12 protein-coding genes and 2 pseudogenes are annotated in these 17,874 nt (G+C 72.6%); 6 read left to right on the top strand and 8 right to left on the bottom strand.

The window, feature by feature from the left end; translation table 11 throughout:
• Positions 1-129: 129 nt before the first annotated feature.
• Positions 130-1,347, top strand: a complete 1,218-nt coding sequence (locus tag HHL19_RS18445; protein ID WP_169090908.1) for an RNA ligase — start codon at positions 130-132, stop codon at positions 1,345-1,347.
• Between the two features lie 2 nt (positions 1,348-1,349).
• Complete coding sequence (locus HHL19_RS18440) at positions 1,350-2,264, top strand: AAA family ATPase (RefSeq protein ID WP_346768430.1); 915 nt, start codon at positions 1,350-1,352, stop codon at positions 2,262-2,264.
• Here HHL19_RS18440 and HHL19_RS38145 read toward each other — a convergent pair.
• From HHL19_RS38145 to HHL19_RS18425, 4 genes and pseudogenes are all read right to left on the bottom strand, one after another.
• Positions 2,245-3,099 carry a molybdopterin-dependent oxidoreductase gene (locus HHL19_RS38145; protein WP_346768431.1) on the bottom strand — a complete coding sequence of 285 codons (855 nt, stop codon included), beginning with the start codon at positions 3,097-3,099 and terminating at the stop codon, positions 2,245-2,247. The genes HHL19_RS18440 and HHL19_RS38145 overlap by 20 nt on opposite strands.
• A gap of 115 nt (positions 3,100-3,214) precedes the next feature.
• A pseudogene (locus tag HHL19_RS38140) lies at positions 3,215-4,426 on the bottom strand (molybdopterin-dependent oxidoreductase); the annotation flags it as partial.
• A pseudogene (locus tag HHL19_RS18430) lies at positions 4,423-4,689 on the bottom strand (NADH-ubiquinone oxidoreductase-F iron-sulfur binding region domain-containing protein); the annotation flags it as partial. The pseudogenes HHL19_RS38140 and HHL19_RS18430, both read right to left, overlap by 4 nt.
• A gap of 105 nt (positions 4,690-4,794) precedes the next feature.
• The gene (locus tag HHL19_RS18425; protein WP_169091185.1) at positions 4,795-5,052 is read right to left on the bottom strand and encodes an SHOCT domain-containing protein; all 258 of its coding nucleotides are present in this window, start codon (positions 5,050-5,052) and stop codon (positions 4,795-4,797) included.
• Between the two features lie 220 nt (positions 5,053-5,272).
• Here HHL19_RS18425 and HHL19_RS18420 point away from each other — a divergent pair, with 220 nt between their 5' ends.
• The 3 genes from HHL19_RS18420 to HHL19_RS18410 all read left to right on the top strand — a co-directional run bounded on the left by HHL19_RS18420 (position 5,273) and on the right by HHL19_RS18410 (position 9,488).
• Positions 5,273-5,614, top strand: a complete 342-nt coding sequence (locus HHL19_RS18420) for an MFS transporter (protein WP_240981662.1) — start codon at positions 5,273-5,275, stop codon at positions 5,612-5,614.
• 197 nt (positions 5,615-5,811) lie between these two features.
• Complete coding sequence (locus tag HHL19_RS18415; RefSeq protein ID WP_169091183.1) at positions 5,812-6,549, top strand: ABC transporter ATP-binding protein; 738 nt, start codon at positions 5,812-5,814, stop codon at positions 6,547-6,549.
• A 2-nt stretch (positions 6,550-6,551) separates the two neighbouring features.
• Positions 6,552-9,488: an FtsX-like permease family protein gene (locus HHL19_RS18410; RefSeq protein WP_169090904.1), complete on the top strand. Its 2,937-nt coding sequence runs from the start codon at positions 6,552-6,554 to the stop codon at positions 9,486-9,488.
• A gap of 134 nt (positions 9,489-9,622) precedes the next feature.
• Here the strand turns inward: HHL19_RS18410 and HHL19_RS18405 are convergent, their stop codons facing one another.
• The gene (locus tag HHL19_RS18405) at positions 9,623-10,753 is read right to left on the bottom strand and encodes an aldo/keto reductase (RefSeq protein ID WP_240981661.1); all 1,131 of its coding nucleotides are present in this window, start codon (positions 10,751-10,753) and stop codon (positions 9,623-9,625) included.
• 204 nt (positions 10,754-10,957) lie between these two features.
• Positions 10,958-11,581, bottom strand: a complete 624-nt coding sequence (locus HHL19_RS18400; RefSeq protein ID WP_169090902.1) for a hypothetical protein — start codon at positions 11,579-11,581, stop codon at positions 10,958-10,960.
• 286 nt (positions 11,582-11,867) lie between these two features.
• On the opposite strand from HHL19_RS18400, the gene HHL19_RS18395 reads away from it, so the two are divergent.
• Positions 11,868-12,821: a nucleoside hydrolase gene (locus HHL19_RS18395; RefSeq protein WP_169090901.1), complete on the top strand. Its 954-nt coding sequence runs from the start codon at positions 11,868-11,870 to the stop codon at positions 12,819-12,821.
• A gap of 31 nt (positions 12,822-12,852) precedes the next feature.
• Here the strand turns inward: HHL19_RS18395 and HHL19_RS18390 are convergent, their stop codons facing one another.
• The gene (locus HHL19_RS18390) at positions 12,853-14,442 is read right to left on the bottom strand and encodes a hypothetical protein (RefSeq protein ID WP_169090899.1); all 1,590 of its coding nucleotides are present in this window, start codon (positions 14,440-14,442) and stop codon (positions 12,853-12,855) included.
• Between the two features lie 1,085 nt (positions 14,443-15,527).
• Positions 15,528-17,771, bottom strand: a complete 2,244-nt coding sequence (locus HHL19_RS18385) for an FG-GAP-like repeat-containing protein (RefSeq protein ID WP_169090897.1) — start codon at positions 17,769-17,771, stop codon at positions 15,528-15,530.
• Positions 17,772-17,874: the final 103 nt, after the last annotated feature.

The following is a 17,874-nucleotide window of genomic DNA, read 5'->3' as shown; positions in this document are numbered from 1 at the left end:
GCCCGCGCGCCGTCCCGGGCGGGCTCTTCGGGGAAGGTCTCGGGGTGGTCGTCGGGGGCGTACTAAATCGCTGGTCGGAGCAGTCGTCCGCGCGGAAGGATGGGGTTCCTCGAAACCAGGAGGAACCCCATGAGCCAGGAGTACCTGACTCTCGACGCGCTGCTGCCGCCCCAGGAGCTGGCGGCGGCGGTCGGAGCCGGGCACGTGACCCGCAAGTCGCACCCCGAGCTGCCGCTGTCCATCTACACGTACACGCGCAGCTGTCAGTACGAAGGCGTCTGGAACAGCGTCACCACCCGTTGCCGCGGCCTCGTCGCCGACGACCGCACCGGCCGGATCGTCGCCTTTCCGCTGCCGAAGTTCTTCAACGTCTCCGAGCACGAGTCCGGTCGGCCCTACGCGCCGGCGCTGCCCGACGAGCCGTTCGAGGTGTACGAGAAGGTCGACGGCAGCCTGGGCCTGGTCTTCCACTACGCAGGGCGGTGGCGGGTCGCCTCGAAGGGTTCGTTCATCAGTGCCCAGGCGACCTGGGCGCAGCGTCGGCTCGATGCCGCCGACACCTCGCGGCTGGTGCCGGGGGTGACGTACCTCATGGAGATCGTCTATCCGCAGAACCGCATCGTCGTGGACTACGGCGACCGGCGGGACCTCGTCCTGCTCGCCGCGTTCGGGCCGGACGGCGCGGAGCTCGGTCTCGCCGGGGCGGCGGCCGCGTGGAGCGGCATCGGGTCGGTGGTCACCGTGCATCCGCCGATGCCGCTCGAAGCGCTCGTCAAGCTGACCGAGACGAACACGCTGCCCGACGGCGCCGCCGCCACCGGTACGGACGCGGAGGGTTTCGTGCTGCGTTTCGCGTCCGGGGTGCGCGCCAAGGCCAAGCTGGCGGAGTACGTACGGCTCCACAAGGTCCTCACCGGGGTCACCGAGCGGGACATCTGGCGCGGGCACGGCGTGCAGCGTTTCGCCGGTGTCTCCGTCAAGCGTCTCGCCCAGGGCCTCGGTCTGTCCGTCGCGGAGCTCGAGGGGATCCGTTCGCAGGGCGGGCGGCCCCTGGAGGCTCTTCTGGAACAGGTGCCGGACGAGTTCGACGCCTGGGTCCGGTCCGTCATCGCAGGGTTCGAGGAGGCGTTCGCCGCCCGTGAGCGGGCCATCGACGAGGCATACGAGCGGCTCGCCCCTCTCGCCGCCGACCGGGGCGCGTTCGCCCGCGCCGTCAAGGAGCTGGCCGATCCGGGTCTACGGTCGGCGATGTTCCTGCGGCTCGACGGCCGTCCCACCGACCTGTTCGTGTGGCGTGGCCTGCGCCCCGAGACCGCCGACCCCTTCACCACCGACGAGGAGAACTGACCGTGCCCGTGGTCCATGTGATGACCGGACTGCCCGCCTCCGGCAAGACGACGGCCGCCCGCGCTCTGCAGGAGCGCGCCGAGGGGCGGATGCGCCGGGTCAACCTCGACGACCTGCGCGCCATGCTCGACCTGCCGAGCGGTGACCGCCGCTCGCGGGTTCACGAGCAGACGGTGCTCGACATCCAGGACACCGCCGTGCGCACGGCCGTCGACGGCGGCTTCGACGTCGTCGTCGACAACACCCACCTCACCCCCCACGTCCCGCGGAGGCTGAAGGCCGCCCTGACCGGCCGTGAGGCCACCTTCGTCGTGCACGACTTCACCTCCGTGCCCGTCGACGAGTGCGTCCGCCGCGACGCGGCCCGCGAGCGGCCCGTAGGCGAGGAGATCATCCGTATCCTCGCCGAGAAGCACGCCAAGGCCACCCGTGGCGGCTGGCGGCTCACCGACGACTGGCTCAACGACCGGCCCACCGTCACCCCGTACTCCCCCGACACCGCGCTGCCGTCGGCCGTCCTGTGCGACATCGACGGCACCCTCGCGCTGCGCGGCGACCGCGGACCGTACGACTTCAGCCGCTGCGACCTCGACCTGCTCAACGTCCCGGTCCGCGACGCCCTGCGCGCCTTCCACGGCTCCCATCGGGACCGTATCGTCCTCCTCTCCGGCCGCAGCGAGGACCATCGCGCCCTGACCGAGGCCTGGCTGGAGCGGTACGAGGTGCCCTACGACGAGCTGTGGATGCGCGCCTCCGGCGACGGCCGCTCCGACGACCTCGTCAAGACCGAGCTGTTCGACGCACACGTCCGCCATCGCTACGCGGTCCGTGTGTCGCTGGACGACCGGGACCGGGTGGTCGCGGTGTGGCGCCGGATGGGGCTGCCCACCTGGCAGGTCAACTACGGCAATTTCTGAGCCCCACGGGGAGGTGGCCTGTCGCATCCCTCGCCGTTGCGGCAGGCCGCTTGCCCGCTGGTGGTTCTTGAGACGGTCGGGGCGGGTGAGCAGGAGCGGGCCGGTCGCCGGGGCGAGAGGGCGGGCCGGTCTCGACTTCTTCGCGGACGGCTTCGCGGAGGTTCTGCCCCAGGTGCCGGCGGTCGCTGATCCGGACCGCGTCGGGCGGGACGACATCGGCGTGCCGGGCGGTCTCGCCGAGGAACAACTCGTCGACCACGACCAGCGGGCAGGCGTCGAGCGCTTGCGCGACGCGCCGGCTGTCGGGGTCGGTGGCGCACACATCCTCGCCGATGATCCACAGGGCCTGGAGCCTGCCGTCGCGGGCCGCCTCGAACATCTCGGGAATCCTGAGGCCCGGCGCGGGCGGCACCGGCCTGCCCCACACCGCCTCCGCCCGGGCGCGGGCCTCGGGGTCGGTGAGGCGGCCGTAGCCGGGGAGCAGGTCGGGCAGCGCACCCATGTCGGAGGCGCCCCGGACGTTGTTCTGGCCGCGCAGCGGGCTGATCCCCAACCGCCGGCCGGTGCCTCCCACGGCGCCGCGCGGGATGGGCAGGTTGGCCAGGGTGCGCACGCCGTCGGTGCCGTGGAGGTGCTCGGTGACACCGAGCCCGTACACGACGGCGGGCCGCTCGGCGTGGCCGTAGAGCAGAGCGGCCCCGCGGATGTCCTCGGCGGGGACGCCGGTGATCCCGGCGACCCGCCCGGGTGGATAGTCCGCCAGGAGCGCGGTGAGCTCGGCCAGCCCGGTGGCCCGGTCGCGGAGGAACCCGGAGTCGATCAGGTCCTCCGCCACGAGGACGTGCGCGAGGCCGTGGAAGAGCGCGACATTGGTGCCGGGGCGGGGGGCGCAGGTGGACGTCGGCGTGGCGGGCGAGGCCCACGGCCCGCGGGTCGGCGACGACGAGCGCGGCGCCGTCCAGGGCGCGCTGGAGGAGGCGTGCGCCGACGACGGGGTGGGCCTCCACCGGATTGGCGCCGACGACGAGGAGGCAGTCGGCCGCCGCGACGTCGTCGAAGGAGTCGGTTCCGCCGGCGCGCCCGAAGGCGGCGGTGAGTCCCGCGGCGGACGGGGCGTGGCAGAGGCGGGAGCAGTTGTCGACGTTGTTCGTGCCGATGACGGTCCGCAGGAACTTCTGGACGAGGTAGTTCTCCTCGTTGGTGGCACGGGCGGACGAGATGGCGGCGACCGACCGGGCGCCGCCGCGCTCGCCGGCGGCGCCCAGTCCGTCCGCGACGACCCCGATCGCCTCGTCCCAGCTCACCGGGGTCAGGGCGCCGGCGCGCCGGACCAGGGGTTCGGTGAGGCGTTCGGCCGAGGTGAGGTAGCCGTACGAGAAGCGGCCCTTCACGCAGGCGTGCCCCAGGTTGACCGGGCCGTCGCGAGCCGGCAGTACGGCGGCGACGCGCTCGTCCCGGACGACGACGTCCAGCGCGCAGCCGACCCCGCAGTACCCGCAGGTGGTGCGCACGCGGCCGGTGGCCGGTGGCCGTGAGGTGAGGCCCCGGGCGGGACCGGGCTGGGTGATCGCGCCGGTGGGGCACGTGTCGACGCAGCCGCCGCAGGCGACGCAGTCGGATCCGGCCCAGGGCCCGCCGGTCCCGGGCGCGACGACCGTGTCGGCTCCGCGTCCCGTGAGGGTGAGGGCGAAGGTGCCCTGGACGTCGGAGCACATGCGGACGCAGCGGCCGCAGGCGATGCAGAGGTCCCGGTCGAGGTGGACGTACGGGTGGGTGTCGTCGCGCCCCCGCGCCGCGATCCCGGTGGCCGCGTCCGGCGTGATGCCCGCGGCTCGACATGCCTCGGCCAGTTCGCTCGGCGGGTCCTGGGCGAGTGCGTGCGGCGGAAGCGCGGAGGCGATGAGGGCCACGGCGTCCCGCCGCAGGTTCCGGATCTCCTCGCCGGCCGTGTCGACCTCCATGCCCGGGGCGGCGGGGGTGACGCAGGCGGCGACGGTCCGCCCGCCGATCCGCACGAGGCAGGTCCGGCACGAACCGACGGACCGGAGGCGGTCGTCGTGGCAGAGGGAGGGCAGTTCGGCGCCCGCGGCCCGCGCCGCGTCGAGCAAGGTGGCTCCGCCGGGCAGGTCGACGGCCAGGCCGTCGACCCGGAGGCGGGTCACCGGTCCCACCCCTCAAGGGCGTTCCCGTAGGCGCGGGCGAGGCTGCGGACGGCGAGGGGGACCCGGCGGCCGAAGGCGCAGAGGCTCGCCTCGCCCATGAGACGCGCCAGGCTCCCGTACGCCTCACCGGGTGCGGGGCCTTTCTCCTGGGCGAGCCTGAGACCCCGACGGGTCCCGACGCGGCAGGGCGAACAGGCCCCGCAGCTCTCGTCAGCCGCGAACTCCCACACATGGCGGAGCAGTTCGCGTGGATCGCTCACGGAGCGCGTCGTGCCGCCCACGCGACTCCGCGGGCGTCCGGCGGGCCATGTTCCCAGCCTGGCCGGGCGCACGCCCTCCCGCATCCCGACGGCCCCCCACGGCGCGACCTACGACTCTCCGCTCCGCAGAGCGCTCAGCCGCCTGCGGTACTCCTCCTCGTCGATCTCACCGCGGGCCAACCGCTCGCCGAGGATCCGCTCCGGCCCCGTGGGTCCGTCCTGACGCGCGGGACGTTCGGCTGCCCGGTCCAGCGCTCGGAAGATCAACACGACGGCGGTGATCAGGAGTCCCCAGAAAAGGATCATTCCGGCCGACATGGCGAACCAGCCCCATCCGTTCATGCCGTCGCCGTTCCAGAACATCATGGCCACTCACACTCCCGACGGCCGGTCGGCCCCGGCCGGGCGGAACCCCGACCGTCGCGACCTCCTCTCCTCACGGTGCGCCGCCCGGCGCTCCGCGCACAGGGCCGGTCGGCCCCCCGCGAGGGCCGATCGGACGCGGAAAGGGAAAGGGGGCCCCGGGAGGTGCCGTGATCCGAAGCACCGGGAAAGCCCCTCCACGGAAAGCACCGGCCGTCAACGGATGATGCTGATCCTGGCCACGACCGGGTTCACCCTCTGTTTCCGGGCCTGGGCCCTCCTCGCGCCGCTCGGCCCGCGCCTGCGGGACGACCTCGGCCTCACGTCGTCCGAGCAGTCCCTGGTGGTCGCCGTCCCGGTCGTGGTCGGCGCGCTCGGCAGGATCCCGGCGGGGGCACTCACGGACCGCTGGGGAGCACGCCGGGTCTTCCCCGTCGTCGCCGCCCTGACCGTCTCCCCGTGCTCTGCCTGGGCCACCTCGCCGGGACACTGGCTCACGCGGGTTCGGGGGCGGTCTTCGCCCTCGTCGCACGTCTCGTGCCGGCGGAACGCGTCGGCTCGGTGACGGGCGGGGTCGGAGCGGCGGGCGGCCTCGGCGGGTTCTTCCCGCCGCCGGCCGACCTCCACGGTCGTCCGGCGACGTGCCCACGCGGCCGAGGAGGCACGGCCCTGACCAGCCGCTCCTCACGGGGCCGGTCGGCCCCGGGTACGGGACCGGATGGCCGTGGCGGCCGATCGCCTCCGGGGTCTCGTATGAAGGGTATGAACAGTGACCGCCCCCTTCTGGTCGCCACAGGAGTCCGCAAGATCTACCGGACGGGCTCGGTCGCGGTCACGGCCCTGGACGATCTGGATCTCGTCGTGGAGCACGGGGAACTCGTGGCGGTCATGGGTCCGTCCGGCTCCGGCAAGACCACCCTGCTGAACTGCCTCTCCGGACTCGACGACATCGACGGCGGCCGGGTCGAGATCGACGGTCACGACCTCTTCGCGATGGCGGACGCCGCGCGCACGGAGCACCGGGCCCGCACCATGGGCTTCGTCTTCCAGTCGTTCAACCTCATCCCGGTCTTCTCCGCGGCGGAGAACGTCGAACTGCCCCTGCTGCTCGTGGGCACCCGACCGCGCGAGGCGCGGCGACGGGCGCTGGCCACACTCGACCGCGTCGGCCTCGCCCATCGGGTCGAGCACCGGCCCAGCGAGCTGTCCGGCGGCGAACAGCAGCGCGTGACCATCGCACGTGCCCTCGTCGGACGGCCGGCGATCGTGTGGGCGGACGAACCGACCGGCAACCTCGACAGCGCGATGGCCGGCCAGGTGATGGACCTGCTGTGCGACCTCAACCGCGACGAGGGCCAGACGATCGTCCTGGTCACCCATGACAGCGCCATCGGGGCGCGGGTCCCCCGCCTGATCCGGATGCGTGACGGGCGGTTGGTCGACGACGTCCGTCAGGCCGTCGCCGGCCGGGCCGTGGCACGCGACGCCACTCGGGGCTGATCATGTACCCGAACCTGCTCCTCCCCCTGCTCGTGGCACTGGCGCTCGCCCTGGCGGCCCTCGTCCTGATCGCCGTCCGGCAGCCGGTGTCACGCAGGCTGGCCTTCCGGCAGGTCGCCCGTCGACGTACCGAGGCCGCTCTGGTGATCGGCGGATCGATGCTCGGCACGGCCATCGTGATCGGGGCCCTGGTCGTCGGCGACACCCTGAACTTCTCCGTGCGGCAGGAGGCGTACCGCACCCTGGGCCCGGTGGACGAGCGCGTCGTCGCCCCGCCCGGCCCGGCCGGACGCACCGTCGCGGAGCGGCTGGCGGCCCTGACCGGTGATCCCGACGTCGACGGAGTGCTGACCGTCCGGACCGCGCAGGCGTCCGCCCTCAGCTCCACCGGGGGCCACCCGGTCGCCGAACCGCGGGTCCTCGCCTGGCAGATGGACTTCGCCGACGCCTCCCGCTTCGGTGCGCCGGGCGGCGACTCGGGTCTCGACGGACCGAACCCGGAGCCCGGACAGGTCGTGGTCAACGAACCGCTGGCCCGGTCCCTGAACGTGCGCACCGGGGACTCGCTCACCCTGTACCTGTTCGGGACGCCCGGAACCTACCGGGTCGAGCGCGTGCTGCCGGAGCAGGGCCTCGCCGGTGTGGGTATCGGAGGACGTCTGAACCGCAACGCGTTCCTGGCTCCGGGAACCCTGGACGCCGCCGCCCGCGCGGCGGGCACGGAAGCACGCTCGGTCACCTTCGTGTCCAACCGGGGCGGTGTCGAGGGCGGAAACGCGCTGACGCCGCAGGTCACGGCCGACATACGTGGTGCCTTGGGTCCTCTGGCCGAGCAGGCGGCGATCGACATGCCGAAACAGACGGTGCTGCGGGACGCGAAGCAGGCAGGGGACTCGCTCGGCGCGCTGTTCCTGATGATCGGGAGCTTCAGCATCATCGCGGGCGCCCTGCTTCTGGTGAACATCTTCGTGATGCTCGGGGAGGAACGGAAGGCCCAGATGGGCATGGTGCGGGCGATCGGCATGAAACGCTCGCGGCTCGTCGGGTCCTTCACGCTCGAAGGAGCCGCCTACGCGCTGATGTCCGCGCTGCCGGGCGTCGGCATCGGGATCGCCGTCGGCTGGGGCGTCGCCGTGGTGGCCGCGGAGATCTTCCAGGGCTGGTCGGTCGGCGGCAGCAGCATCCGCATCACCTTCGACGTCACTCCCACGAGCGTCCTCAACGGGCTCGCCATGGGGCTGCTCATCGCCTTCGCCGCGATCCTGGCGACCAGCGTCCGCATCAGCAGGTTCAACATCATCGCGGCCATCCGCGACCTCCCCGCCTCACCCGGCCGGGGACCGCGTCGCCGGCGGGTGGCGGTAGCGGCCACCCTGGCCGTCCTGTGCGCGGTCGCGGCCGTCCCGGCGGTGGCGCGCAGCCAGCCGGACGCGACCTATCTCCTGCCGGCGCTCGCCCTCGCCTTCGCCGCCCCGGTCCTCCTGCTCGTGCTGCCGCGGCACACGGTCACCAGCCTGGTCGCGGGCTCGGTTCTGGCCTGGACCCTCCTGGCTCCCGTCGTACGCCCCCGCATCTTCGACACGCCTTCCATGTCCGTCTACGTCATCCAAGGCGCCCTCGCGGCGTTCTCCGCGGTGATCCTCGTCAGCGACAACCAGAAGGGGGTGCTCCGCCCCGTACGACGGCTCCTCGAACGGCCGTCCGAGTCGGGCCTGGCCGCACGGCTCGCGGTCGCCTACCCGCTGGCGAAAAAGTTCCGTACGGGGGCGACGCTCGTGATGTACACCCTGATCGTGTTCGTGCTCGTCCTGCTCACGGAGATCTCCGGGATCCTGCGCGCGGGTGTCGACGGAGTCGTCGACGACGCCACGGCCGGATACTCGCTCCGGCTCGACTACAACCCCCAGGTCGCGGGCGAGCACCTGGTCGACGGGTTGCGGACCAGCCCTTCCACGTACGGGATCTCGGCCGTCACTCCCCTGCTGAACGCCACCGGTCGGGCCACCGACCCCGGCCACCGCGATACCCGGGCCCTGGACGTCGCCGCCGTCGGCGTGCCTGACGGCGCGATCACGGGCATCACCTTCCGCGAACGGCTGCCCGGGCTCGCGACCGACCCCGCGGTCTGGCGCGCGCTCGCCGCCGATCCCCGCTACGTCGTCCTCGACGGATTCTTCGGCAGCACGGGCGGCCCGGCCGGCGACTACTACGACCCGGGCGACGCCCTCGTCGTCACCGACCCCCGCACCGGGCGCAGCGAACAGAAGGTCATCGCCGGCGTGCTCAGCAACGGCATGGTCTTCTACCCCGGCACCGGCGCGAGCTCCACCACGTACCCCGTGGTGATGAGCGAGCGCGCGGCGCGCGAGCTCTTCGGCGCGCAGGCGCAGAACGCCTCCGCACTGGTGAGGACTGCTGACGGGACCTCCCCCGACGCCCTGGCCACCCGTCTGCAGGGCGAGCAGCTCTCGTCCAGCCTGGTCGCCACGCCCATCGAGTCGGAGATCCGCGAGCAGTTCGACTCCAGTACGGCCTTCTTCCGCCTCATGCAGGGCTTCCTCGCCCTGGGGCTGGGCGTGGGCGTCACCGGGCTCGGCGTCGTCATGGTCCGTGCGGTACGCGAACGTCGGCGCACCATCGGCATCCTGCGGGCCCTCGGCTTCCGGGCCCGCACCGTCCAGCGGTCCTTCCTCTGGGAGAGCGCCTTCGTCACACTGGAGGGAATCACCCTGGGCTGCCTGCTGGGCGTGCTGACGACGTGGCTGATGTACCGGAACAGCGCCGCTTTCGAAGGCCTCGAAGGAGGCTTCCCCATCGAGTGGGCGAGCATCGGCGCTCTGGGCGCGGCCACCTTCGCCGCCTCTCTCCTGGCCACCTTGGGCCCGGCACGCCGAGCGGCCGCCATCCGCCCGGCCCGCGCGGTCCGGGTGACGGACTGACCCTGTGGACGGGCAGGCGGAGCCGTGATCTCCGCGGGAACCGCACCCGCTCGCGCATGCGCGTCCGCCGCGAATGGCTTCTCGACCCGACGGCCGTCCCGACCTGGGTTGACACCGCCCTGAGGCAGACGACATCAGGTTTCGCCGAAGGTCCGTCGGTAGGCGCCAGGTGTGGTGCCGAGATGCGCGCGGAAGTGGCGGCGCAGGTTGACCGCCGAGGCGAGCCCGACCCGGGTGGCGATCGCCTCCACCGGCAGATCGGTCTGTTCCAGCAGGATGCGGGCGGCATCGAGGCGCTGGGCGAGCAGCCACTTCCCCGGGCTGGTGCCGAGGTGTTCGGTGAACCGCCGGGCGAGGGTACGGGTGGACAGGCCGGCGTGTTCGGCGAGGTGGTCGAGGGTCAGCCGGGTGTCGAGGCGTGAGGTGGCCCATTCCAGCAGGGGCGCCAACGACTCGTCCGGCCTGGCCGGGGCGGTGGGCGCGGCGTACTGGAGCTGGCTGCCTTCCCGGTGCGGCGGCAGGACCATGCGCCGGGCGATCCCGGCGGCGTACGCCGCCCCGAGGTCGGACCGTACGAGGTACAGGCACAGGTCGATGCCCGCGCCGGTCCCGGCGCTGGTCGCCACGTCGCCGTGGTCCACGAAGAGGACGTCCGGATCCACCTGTACCTGGGGAAATGCGGCGGCGAACCGGGCGGCGCCGCGCCAGTGGGTGGTGGCGCGACGGCCGTCGAGCAGTCCGGCCTGCGCGAGGACGAACGCCCCCGTGCAGATCGCGACGATCCTCGCCCCGCGCCGGTGGGCGCGCCGCAGCGCCTCGACGACGTCCTGGGACACGGGCACGTCCGGCGGCTGCAGGCCGGGGACGACCACGGTGTCCGCCTCCCGCAGGGCGGACAGTCCCGCCTCGACGAGCATCGTGTAGCCGGCGCCGCTCGGCACGGGTCCGGGCCGCTCGGCGCAGACCCGGAAGTCGTAGCGGGGCGGCGCGTCCGGCGGGGCGATGCCGAACACGTCCAGGGAACGGGCGGCCTCCGCGCCGGTCTTGTCGCGCTCCTGCGTCAGCGGCCACAGTTTGGGCGTGACGAAGATGTCGTCGCGTTCGAGACCTGCCCGCCGCATGCCACGGCGCAGACCTCCACCGGCTCCGGTCTCGTTCTCGTAGACCTCGGCCGTGTCGACGTGCCGATAGCCGGCGACCAGGGCGCTCTCGACTGCGGTGGCGGCCTCGTCGTCCGGGATGAGGTAGGTGCCGAAGCCGGCCATGGGTTCTGAACCCCGGAGGTCAACCCGCGCTCGTGTGTGATGGTCATGGTGGGCTCCTTGCCGGTGTGGTGTCGCACTGATCGTTTACGTGCTGAGGCATAGCGACGCGGCGACGCACGCGGCCTATGGGGCTGCCGTGATGGTCGAGGTGGCCGGCGAGCAGGATCAGGGCGTGCATACCGACAGCCCCTGGGAAGCGGCCTGTCAGTGTCCCCAGCCGGCGTAGACGGTGACGTTCTTGCCGTTGTCCCTGGCGCCGACGCACACGTCACGCCAGTCGAGCAGCCAGCCGCTGGAGCGGCAGCTCTCCTGCTGGAGGCCCAGCTCACGGATGATCTCCGGACGGGACAGACCGTCCTCACTCGTCACCGTCGCGACGCGCCAGCAGCCGCCGGAACCACAGCTGGTGCCTTCGTTCACCATGCTGATGCCCGGCGGCAATGAGGGGAGGGCCTTGGACGGCGGAGCGTCCGAGCCTTCACTGATCATCACCGCGTACAGGAGCCCGACCGCGAGAGTGAGGGCGAACTGCAGCCCCAGGAAGCCGATCGCTCCGTTGCGGCGGGAGGTCCACCCCGGAGGAGGAGAGCTCTCGTGCCGTCCCTCCAGTCCCGCGCCGCAGGCGACGAGCAGGGGCGCGAGTGCCGTGAACACGAGGTGTGCGTCGGGTCCGGGGGCGTCGATCCAGCCCCGCTGGACACCGATCAGCAGACCGGCTCCGACGAGCAGCGCGCCGCCGATCGCGAAGCCGACGGGGCGGGTGCGGGCGATCGCCATCCAGACGACGGCGGGCGCGACGGCGAAGAGTACCCCCAGAACGATCAGCATGTACGAGGGGACGTGCCGCCCTCAGCGCCCGGTTCCACACATCGGGAACTCACCTCGGGCCCGCAGGCCCGTGGGAGCGGACCCTCCGACCAGCGGTTCCACCCGCCGCCCCCACCGCTGACAGCCGTCACGGCCGGTACGGACAGCGGGCCACGCGCAGGGCTCCGGGCCCGGGGCATCTTCGGTGAGGGGTCCGCCCTGGGAGGCGGGCAACCTCCCGTGGCGAATCGCCTTCGAACCGGGCCGGGGCGGGGCGGGTGGGGCTGTCATGTGGGACGGTGGGGGCATGCCGGTTCCCGTGATTCTCGACTGCGATCCCGGTCACGACGACGCGTTCAACATCCTCCTCGCCGCCGCCCATCCCGCGGTCGACCTGCTCGCCATCACCACCGTCGCGGGCAACCAGACGGTGGAGAAGACCACGCTCAACGCCCGGCGGGTGTGCGCGGCGGCCGGGATCCGGGGCGTGCCGATCGCCGCGGGCCGCGCCCGGCCGCTGCGCGGACCGGGCCGGGTCGCCGAGGACATCCACGGCGCCTCGGGGCTCGACGGCCCCGGTTTCGGCACGGCCGAGCCGGACGTGCCGCAGGACCCGCGCGACGCGCTCACCCTGCTGCGGGACATCCTTCTGGCGCACCCGGAGCCGGTGACACTCGTGCCGACCGGGCCGCTCACCAACATCGCCGTACTGCTGCTGGCGCATCCCGAACTCGCCGCCCGCATCGGGCGGATCGTGCTCATGGGCGGATCGACGGAACGGGGGAACACGACGCCCGCGGCCGAGTTCAACATTCTGTGCGACCCGGAGGCGGCCGACATCGTCCTCCGCAGCGGGCTGCCGGTGACGATGTTCGGCCTCAACGCGACCCACCAGGTGCGGGCCACCCCCGAGGTGGTCGCCCGGATCGCCGCCCTCGGCACCCCGCTGAGCCGGCTCTGCGTCGACCTGCTCACCTACTTCGCCTCCACCTACCGCGAGGTGTTCGGCTTCGACGCGCCCCCGCTGCACGATCCGCTCACGGTCGCCCACCTGATCGATCCGGCGCTGGCGCGTGTCGTCCCGGCGGCGGTGGCGGTGGAGCTGAACGGGACGTACACCCGGGGCGCGACGGTGGTGGACCTGCACGGGGTGACGGGCCTGCCGGCCGGCGTCGACGTCGCGACCGACATCGACGCGGACCGGTTCTGGGACCTGATCGTGGAGGCCGTACGCACGCTCGGCGCGCCCGCCGGTTCCTGAAGCCGGGTTCCCGGGTTCCCGGACTCCAGGGCTACGGCTGGGCGCCGAGCCAGCTCAGCTTGTGCCCGTAGAGCACCCGCTGGCAGTAGTCGGTGCCCACCGGATCGGCGGCGTCGCGGTTCGCGGTGCAGTCGGACGCCGACCCCGGGCGGTGTTCGGAGAGGGACCACAGGCGGCCGGTGCCACGCTCCAGGTAGAGGTCCTCGGCGCCCCGGGCGGTCCTGACGGCCTGGCCGTCCTGGACCAGCTGCCCGTTGCTCCACTGGTAGCGCCAGAGGTTGCCGGGCTCGTCCGTGCCCTTGGACTCGTTGACGTACAGCGTGCCGCCGTTCGACGTCGCGCCCTGCGCCCCGCCGTTGGTCAGGGGCAGGTAGTTGGCCCAGCCTTGCGCCGTGACGTCGGCGGACCGTCCCTCCAGGGCGGCGACGGGGTACGAGGCGATGCGCCCGGTGGACGGGTAGCCGGTCTGCGGGCGGCAGTACTCGCCCATCAGCAGCCGGTCCGGGGTGGTGCTGCGGTCGAGGGAGATGTACGACGCCTTCGGGGCGCCGGTCGAGACGCAGGCGTAGGAGCCCTTGGGGTTGCTCTGGGTCGCCTTGAACTTCCAGGCGGCGACCTGCGGCATCACATAGCGGTAGCCGAAGCTGTACCAGACGTTGTTGTGCCGGCCGACCTTCGTCTTGTCCTGGACGTTGGCGGTCGTCCGCACGCCGTCGGTGTCGGTGCCCATCGCGTCGTGCGTGGTGGGGTCGCCGTCCGGGTCCAGGTCCATGATGGTGCGCATGTCGAAGACGCGCAGGCCGTTGCGGGTGTCGGCGACGTAGAGGTAGTTGCCGTACCAGACGATCCCGCCGGCGTGGACGCCCTTCTGGATCGGGTACTCGGCGGCGTGCAGCCCGTCGAAGGAGACGTGGTCGGCGGAGTTCACGTAGGTCCAGCCCAGCAGGACGTGCCGGTACTTGATCTCGGGGCTGCCGGTGGCCGGGTTGGTCCGGCTCTGGACGAAGGTGATCCGGACGCCCTTCTGGTTGCAGGCGTCGTCGGCGGCCAGTTCGGCGGCGGTGCAGTCGCCCGTCGCCGGGTCCGGGTCGGTCTGGCGGCCGGGGTCCCAGCCGTCGTACGAGGCGTAGAGCTGGATGTTCGCGGCCTCGCCCCACAGTTCGTTGTCCTTGGCGTCGGAGACGCCGGTGATTCCCTGGGGCACCCATTCGCGCGAGACGGAATCGTCGTTCTGCAGGCAGTACTTGATGTCGGGGTCGGGTGCGGTGCCGAACGGGTCGCGGGAGCACCACGGTACGGCGGTGCGGTTGGCTCCGGCGAGGAGCCTCTGCACGCCCGACTTGGGCAGGACGGCGTCCAGGCGGGCGACCCGGGCGGTGGTCTCGGCGTTCAGCGCGCCGGGCGACAGCGTGAAGTCGCCGGGCGCGGCCGCGCCGCCGGGCGAGGTCCAGGCGGTTGTCGCGAACGGCGCGGGCACGGCCTCGGACGTGAGGGGTTCCTGGACGGTGGGGTCCGTGACGGGCGCGTCGTCGGCCTGGGCCGGGGCCACCAGGCCGGTGAACGCGAGCGAGGCCGCGACGGCGGCGGTGAACCAGGCGCGGCGTATTCGCCTTGTGGGCATGTGAGGGTGCCTCCGTGCTCATGAGCGGGACAAGAGACACGGAGGCTTCCAGAACGCCGGAGCAACTCGCAAGCCCGATCGACAGGGCGTCAGGAGCTGCCTGGAGAGATGGACTTGGTGATGCTTTGGGAGGCTTTACGACCCCTGAGGCCGAGGGCGCGGACGGTCACGGGAGGTCTGAAACCTGCGAACCGGAGCAGGACCTTCCCCTGATCCGCACAAGAGCCGCGCGTGATCCACACAGTGGATGGACGCCGCCGACCGCGACGGGAGAGGGAGCCGGCGACCACGGCGTCGGCGGGACCGCTCCGGTGCTGACGAACCATGCGGCGTGGCACCCACCCGTGGCACCCATCTATGGCGCGCGGACCGCGTCACGGGGCGCACCAGCGGTATGTTCACCGCCCCGCACACCACGGCCCAGCATGGCGACGACGCCGCGCTACGAGTCGTCCTCGACGTCGCCGGGCAACTCGGCGTCGGCTGCGCGCTGGAGAGGCGATCACGCGGACGGCCTCGACGCCTCCTTCCTCACGAGGCCGGGCCTGCCCTGCCCCCTCACCGGCGCGGTCAGGTGCAGGACCAGGCACACCTGCAGAGGTTGCACACAGCGGCCGGCTCGCGGGCGCAATTCCGTGGTGGTGGGCCGGGACGGCGCCGCAGAGTCTGTGCCGCCCCGCTCGGGCCCCGCGCCGTCGGGCCCCCATGACGGGTCTCGGTGCCGGGCGGGACGAGGTCGAGCGGGTCCTCTTCGGACGCCCAGGCCCCCGGGGGTCATATCTTCTGGCGGAGAACCTGCCCTACAGCACACGTCCACGAGAGAGACGCACGATGGGCACGAGAGCGTGGGGGCCCGGCTTTGCGCGGGCTGCGTCTTGTCGGGTGGGGCATGAAGCCGGCCGGGGATCGCGGCGGCGCGTGCCCGGACGGTGGGCCAGGCGGTGTCCGGCGCGGGCGGTCGCGAGACGGAGGTCGCCCCGATACTGGATCGATACAGGATGTATCGGGGCGATTCCTACGCTAGGTGAGCCGATTGCCCGGTGCCGTCGGGGGCGCCGGGGGCACCGGGTGTTTCGTCGTGCGGGTCAGGAGATGTTGGTGAACTTGGTGCCCTCGCCCGCGTAGAGGTCGGTGCTCGCGCGGGGCGCGAAGGGGGTGGTGACGCTGCCGGTCGCCTTGTAGACGTACGTGCCGCCCGCCCCGTACGCGATCAGGTCGGGGCGGCCGTCGCTGTCGACGTCCCCGGCGCCGACGAGCTGGGAGTAGGCCTGCCAGCCGCCGCCGATCTGGCGGCGGGCGGTGAAGGTGCCGTCGCCCTTGCCGAGGTAGAGCCAGAGGACGCCGTCCTTGTCGCGGGCGACGAGGTCGCCGCCGGAGGCGCCTGCGATGTCCCCCACGGCGGTGATCTGGTTGTAGACCTGCCAGCCGCCGCCGAGGCTGACGCGCTTCTTGTAGGGCTGGGCGGCGTCGCCGGTGCCGGCGTAGAACCACAGGACGCCGGAGGTGTCGGTGGCGACGAGGTCGGCGCGGCCGTCGGCGTTCAGGTCGGAGCCGCCGGTGATCTTGTTGTAGACCTGCCAGCCGCCGCCGACCTGGCGGCGGGCGGTGAAGGTGCCGTCGCCCTTGCCGAGGTAGTGCCACAGGACGCCGGAGCCGTCGACGCCGACCAGGTCGCCCTGGGCGGCGCCGGCGATGTTCCCGACGGCCTCGATGTGCTTGTACGTGTTCCAGCCGGAGCCGATCCTCGCCCGCTGGGCGGTCTTGGTCTGCCCGCCCACCGGCCGGTCCCGCAGGTCGTCGCGCCACAGGACACCGGAGGCGTCGCGGGCGAGGACGTCGGTGGAGCCGTTGTCCGTGAAGTCGTGCGGGTTGGGCGTCCGGGTGAGCTCCATACGCCGGGTGTCACGGACGGTCTCTCCGATGGCGTCGACCTGCGTGGCCTCCATCGCGACCGTGTACGCGCCGTTCGGCGCGTCGTCGTCATGGGGCGCGTCGGCTCCGAAGACCTCGCCGGACCAGTCGAAGGAGAAGCGGGAGGTGCCGTCCGTGACGGGTCCGAGGTGCTGACGGAAGACCTTGCCCGTCGCGATGTGGGTGAGCGTCACGACCATGGTGGCGTCGGGGCGCGAGAGCGTCCACCCCAGCGCCACCTTGCCGCCGCTCTGGTCGAGGTCGACCGTCGCGGGCACGTGGGATCCCACGACGGCCAGCGGGACGCCGAGCTCCATGTCCGCGATCTTGGTGACGGCCAGGTCGCCGTTCTCCGCGTTCCCCAGCCGGAACAGGCCGCGGGTGCCGTCGGGCCGCTCGCCGCTGACCACTGACGTGTCGTCGCCCTCGGCCGCCAGACCGGTCGTACCGGATCCGTTGGTGACGGGGCGGCTGTCGCCGGAGGACAGGGAGTACGCCCTGACGCCGGCCGAGGGGTTCCCGAGGATCAGCCAGTCGCCCGCGAGCGCGGTGAGGTCGGTCTCCGCAGCACTGAGGAGCTTCGTGGTCCGCTTCGGGTCCTGGCCGCGCGAGATCGTCGTGAGGGTGATCGCGGTGCCCGCACGCTCGTACCAGCCCACGTACGACTCGGAGAACAGCAGGTGGCTGAAGTCGATGCCGCCCTCGTCGGCGCCGTACGTGAGGACGACGGTCCCGGAGGCGATGTCGATGACGGACCGGCCGCCGGCCATCGGGTCGCTCTTGCTGGCCATGTGGCCGACGAGGACCTGCCCGTTCACGATCGGTGCGTCGCTCCAGAAGTGCTGGGCGTGGGCGGGCAGACCCGTCACCGGCGCGGTGTCGAGCGCGGCGCCGTTCCTGGTCACCACGAGCAGCTCCGCCTCGCCGTCGCCCTTCTGCACCTGCGCGAGGACGCTCGTCGGGCCGAGGACGGTCACGTAGGAGGCGTTCAGGGACGAAAGGTCGAAGGTCACGCCCGGGGCGGCCGGGTCGGCCATGTTCCGCAGGGTGACCGCCCGCATGTCGCGGGCGGAGGGCGCGTCGCCGACGACGAGCACGTCGCCGCCGGCCGAGGCCCACCCGCCGCCGTCCGGCACCGCGACCGGGGTGGGCGCGCCGCCGTCGTACGGGGTCCAGAGCAGTGTCGAAGCGGCGGCATCGGACGCGAACCGGTCGTGCGTGAGAAAGCCCGAGGGTCCTGTGGCCAGGACCTGAGCGCCTGTCGGGAAGACGGGCAGGGCACCGGTCTCGGCGGTCGCCTGGGCGGGCGCCGCGGAGACCGCGGGTGCCGTCGCCAGGGTGCCGGCGCCGATCGCCGTGACGGCGAGGACTGCCGTGACGGCCGAGGCGAGACGGGTACGGGTGGTGCGGAATTGCAAGGTGAACCCCCACGAGGACAGCGGGCACGGGAGTGCCGCGCCCGATCTGACTCATGGGCGAGCCGAATGGTTGTACGGGAATGTTGAGACGCTGTTCGCCGCG

It is taken from the genome of Streptomyces sp. R302 (assembly GCF_012927245.1).
In the GTDB taxonomy this organism is placed as follows: Bacteria; Actinomycetota; Actinomycetes; order Streptomycetales; family Streptomycetaceae; genus Streptomyces.
Note: the sequence above shows the minus strand (reverse complement) of the source record. Positions and strands in the feature narration are given on the sequence as shown.

Coding starts and splice junctions, on each gene's coding strand:
- HHL19_RS18390 (WP_169090899.1), bottom strand. CDS start 14,442: ATGCCCACAAGGCGAATACGCCGCGCCTGGTTCACCGCCGCCGTCGCG.
- HHL19_RS18415 (WP_169091183.1), top strand. CDS start 5,812: ATGAACAGTGACCGCCCCCTTCTGGTCGCCACAGGAGTCCGCAAGATC.
- HHL19_RS18420 (WP_240981662.1), top strand. CDS start 5,273: ATGATGCTGATCCTGGCCACGACCGGGTTCACCCTCTGTTTCCGGGCC.
- HHL19_RS18395 (WP_169090901.1), top strand. CDS start 11,868: ATGCCGGTTCCCGTGATTCTCGACTGCGATCCCGGTCACGACGACGCG.
- HHL19_RS18425 (WP_169091185.1), bottom strand. CDS start 5,052: ATGATGTTCTGGAACGGCGACGGCATGAACGGATGGGGCTGGTTCGCC.
- HHL19_RS18410 (WP_169090904.1), top strand. CDS start 6,552: ATGTACCCGAACCTGCTCCTCCCCCTGCTCGTGGCACTGGCGCTCGCC.
- HHL19_RS18445 (WP_169090908.1), top strand. CDS start 130: ATGAGCCAGGAGTACCTGACTCTCGACGCGCTGCTGCCGCCCCAGGAG.
- HHL19_RS18400 (WP_169090902.1), bottom strand. CDS start 11,581: ATGCTGATCGTTCTGGGGGTACTCTTCGCCGTCGCGCCCGCCGTCGTC.
- HHL19_RS18405 (WP_240981661.1), bottom strand. CDS start 10,753: ATGGCCGGCTTCGGCACCTACCTCATCCCGGACGACGAGGCCGCCACC.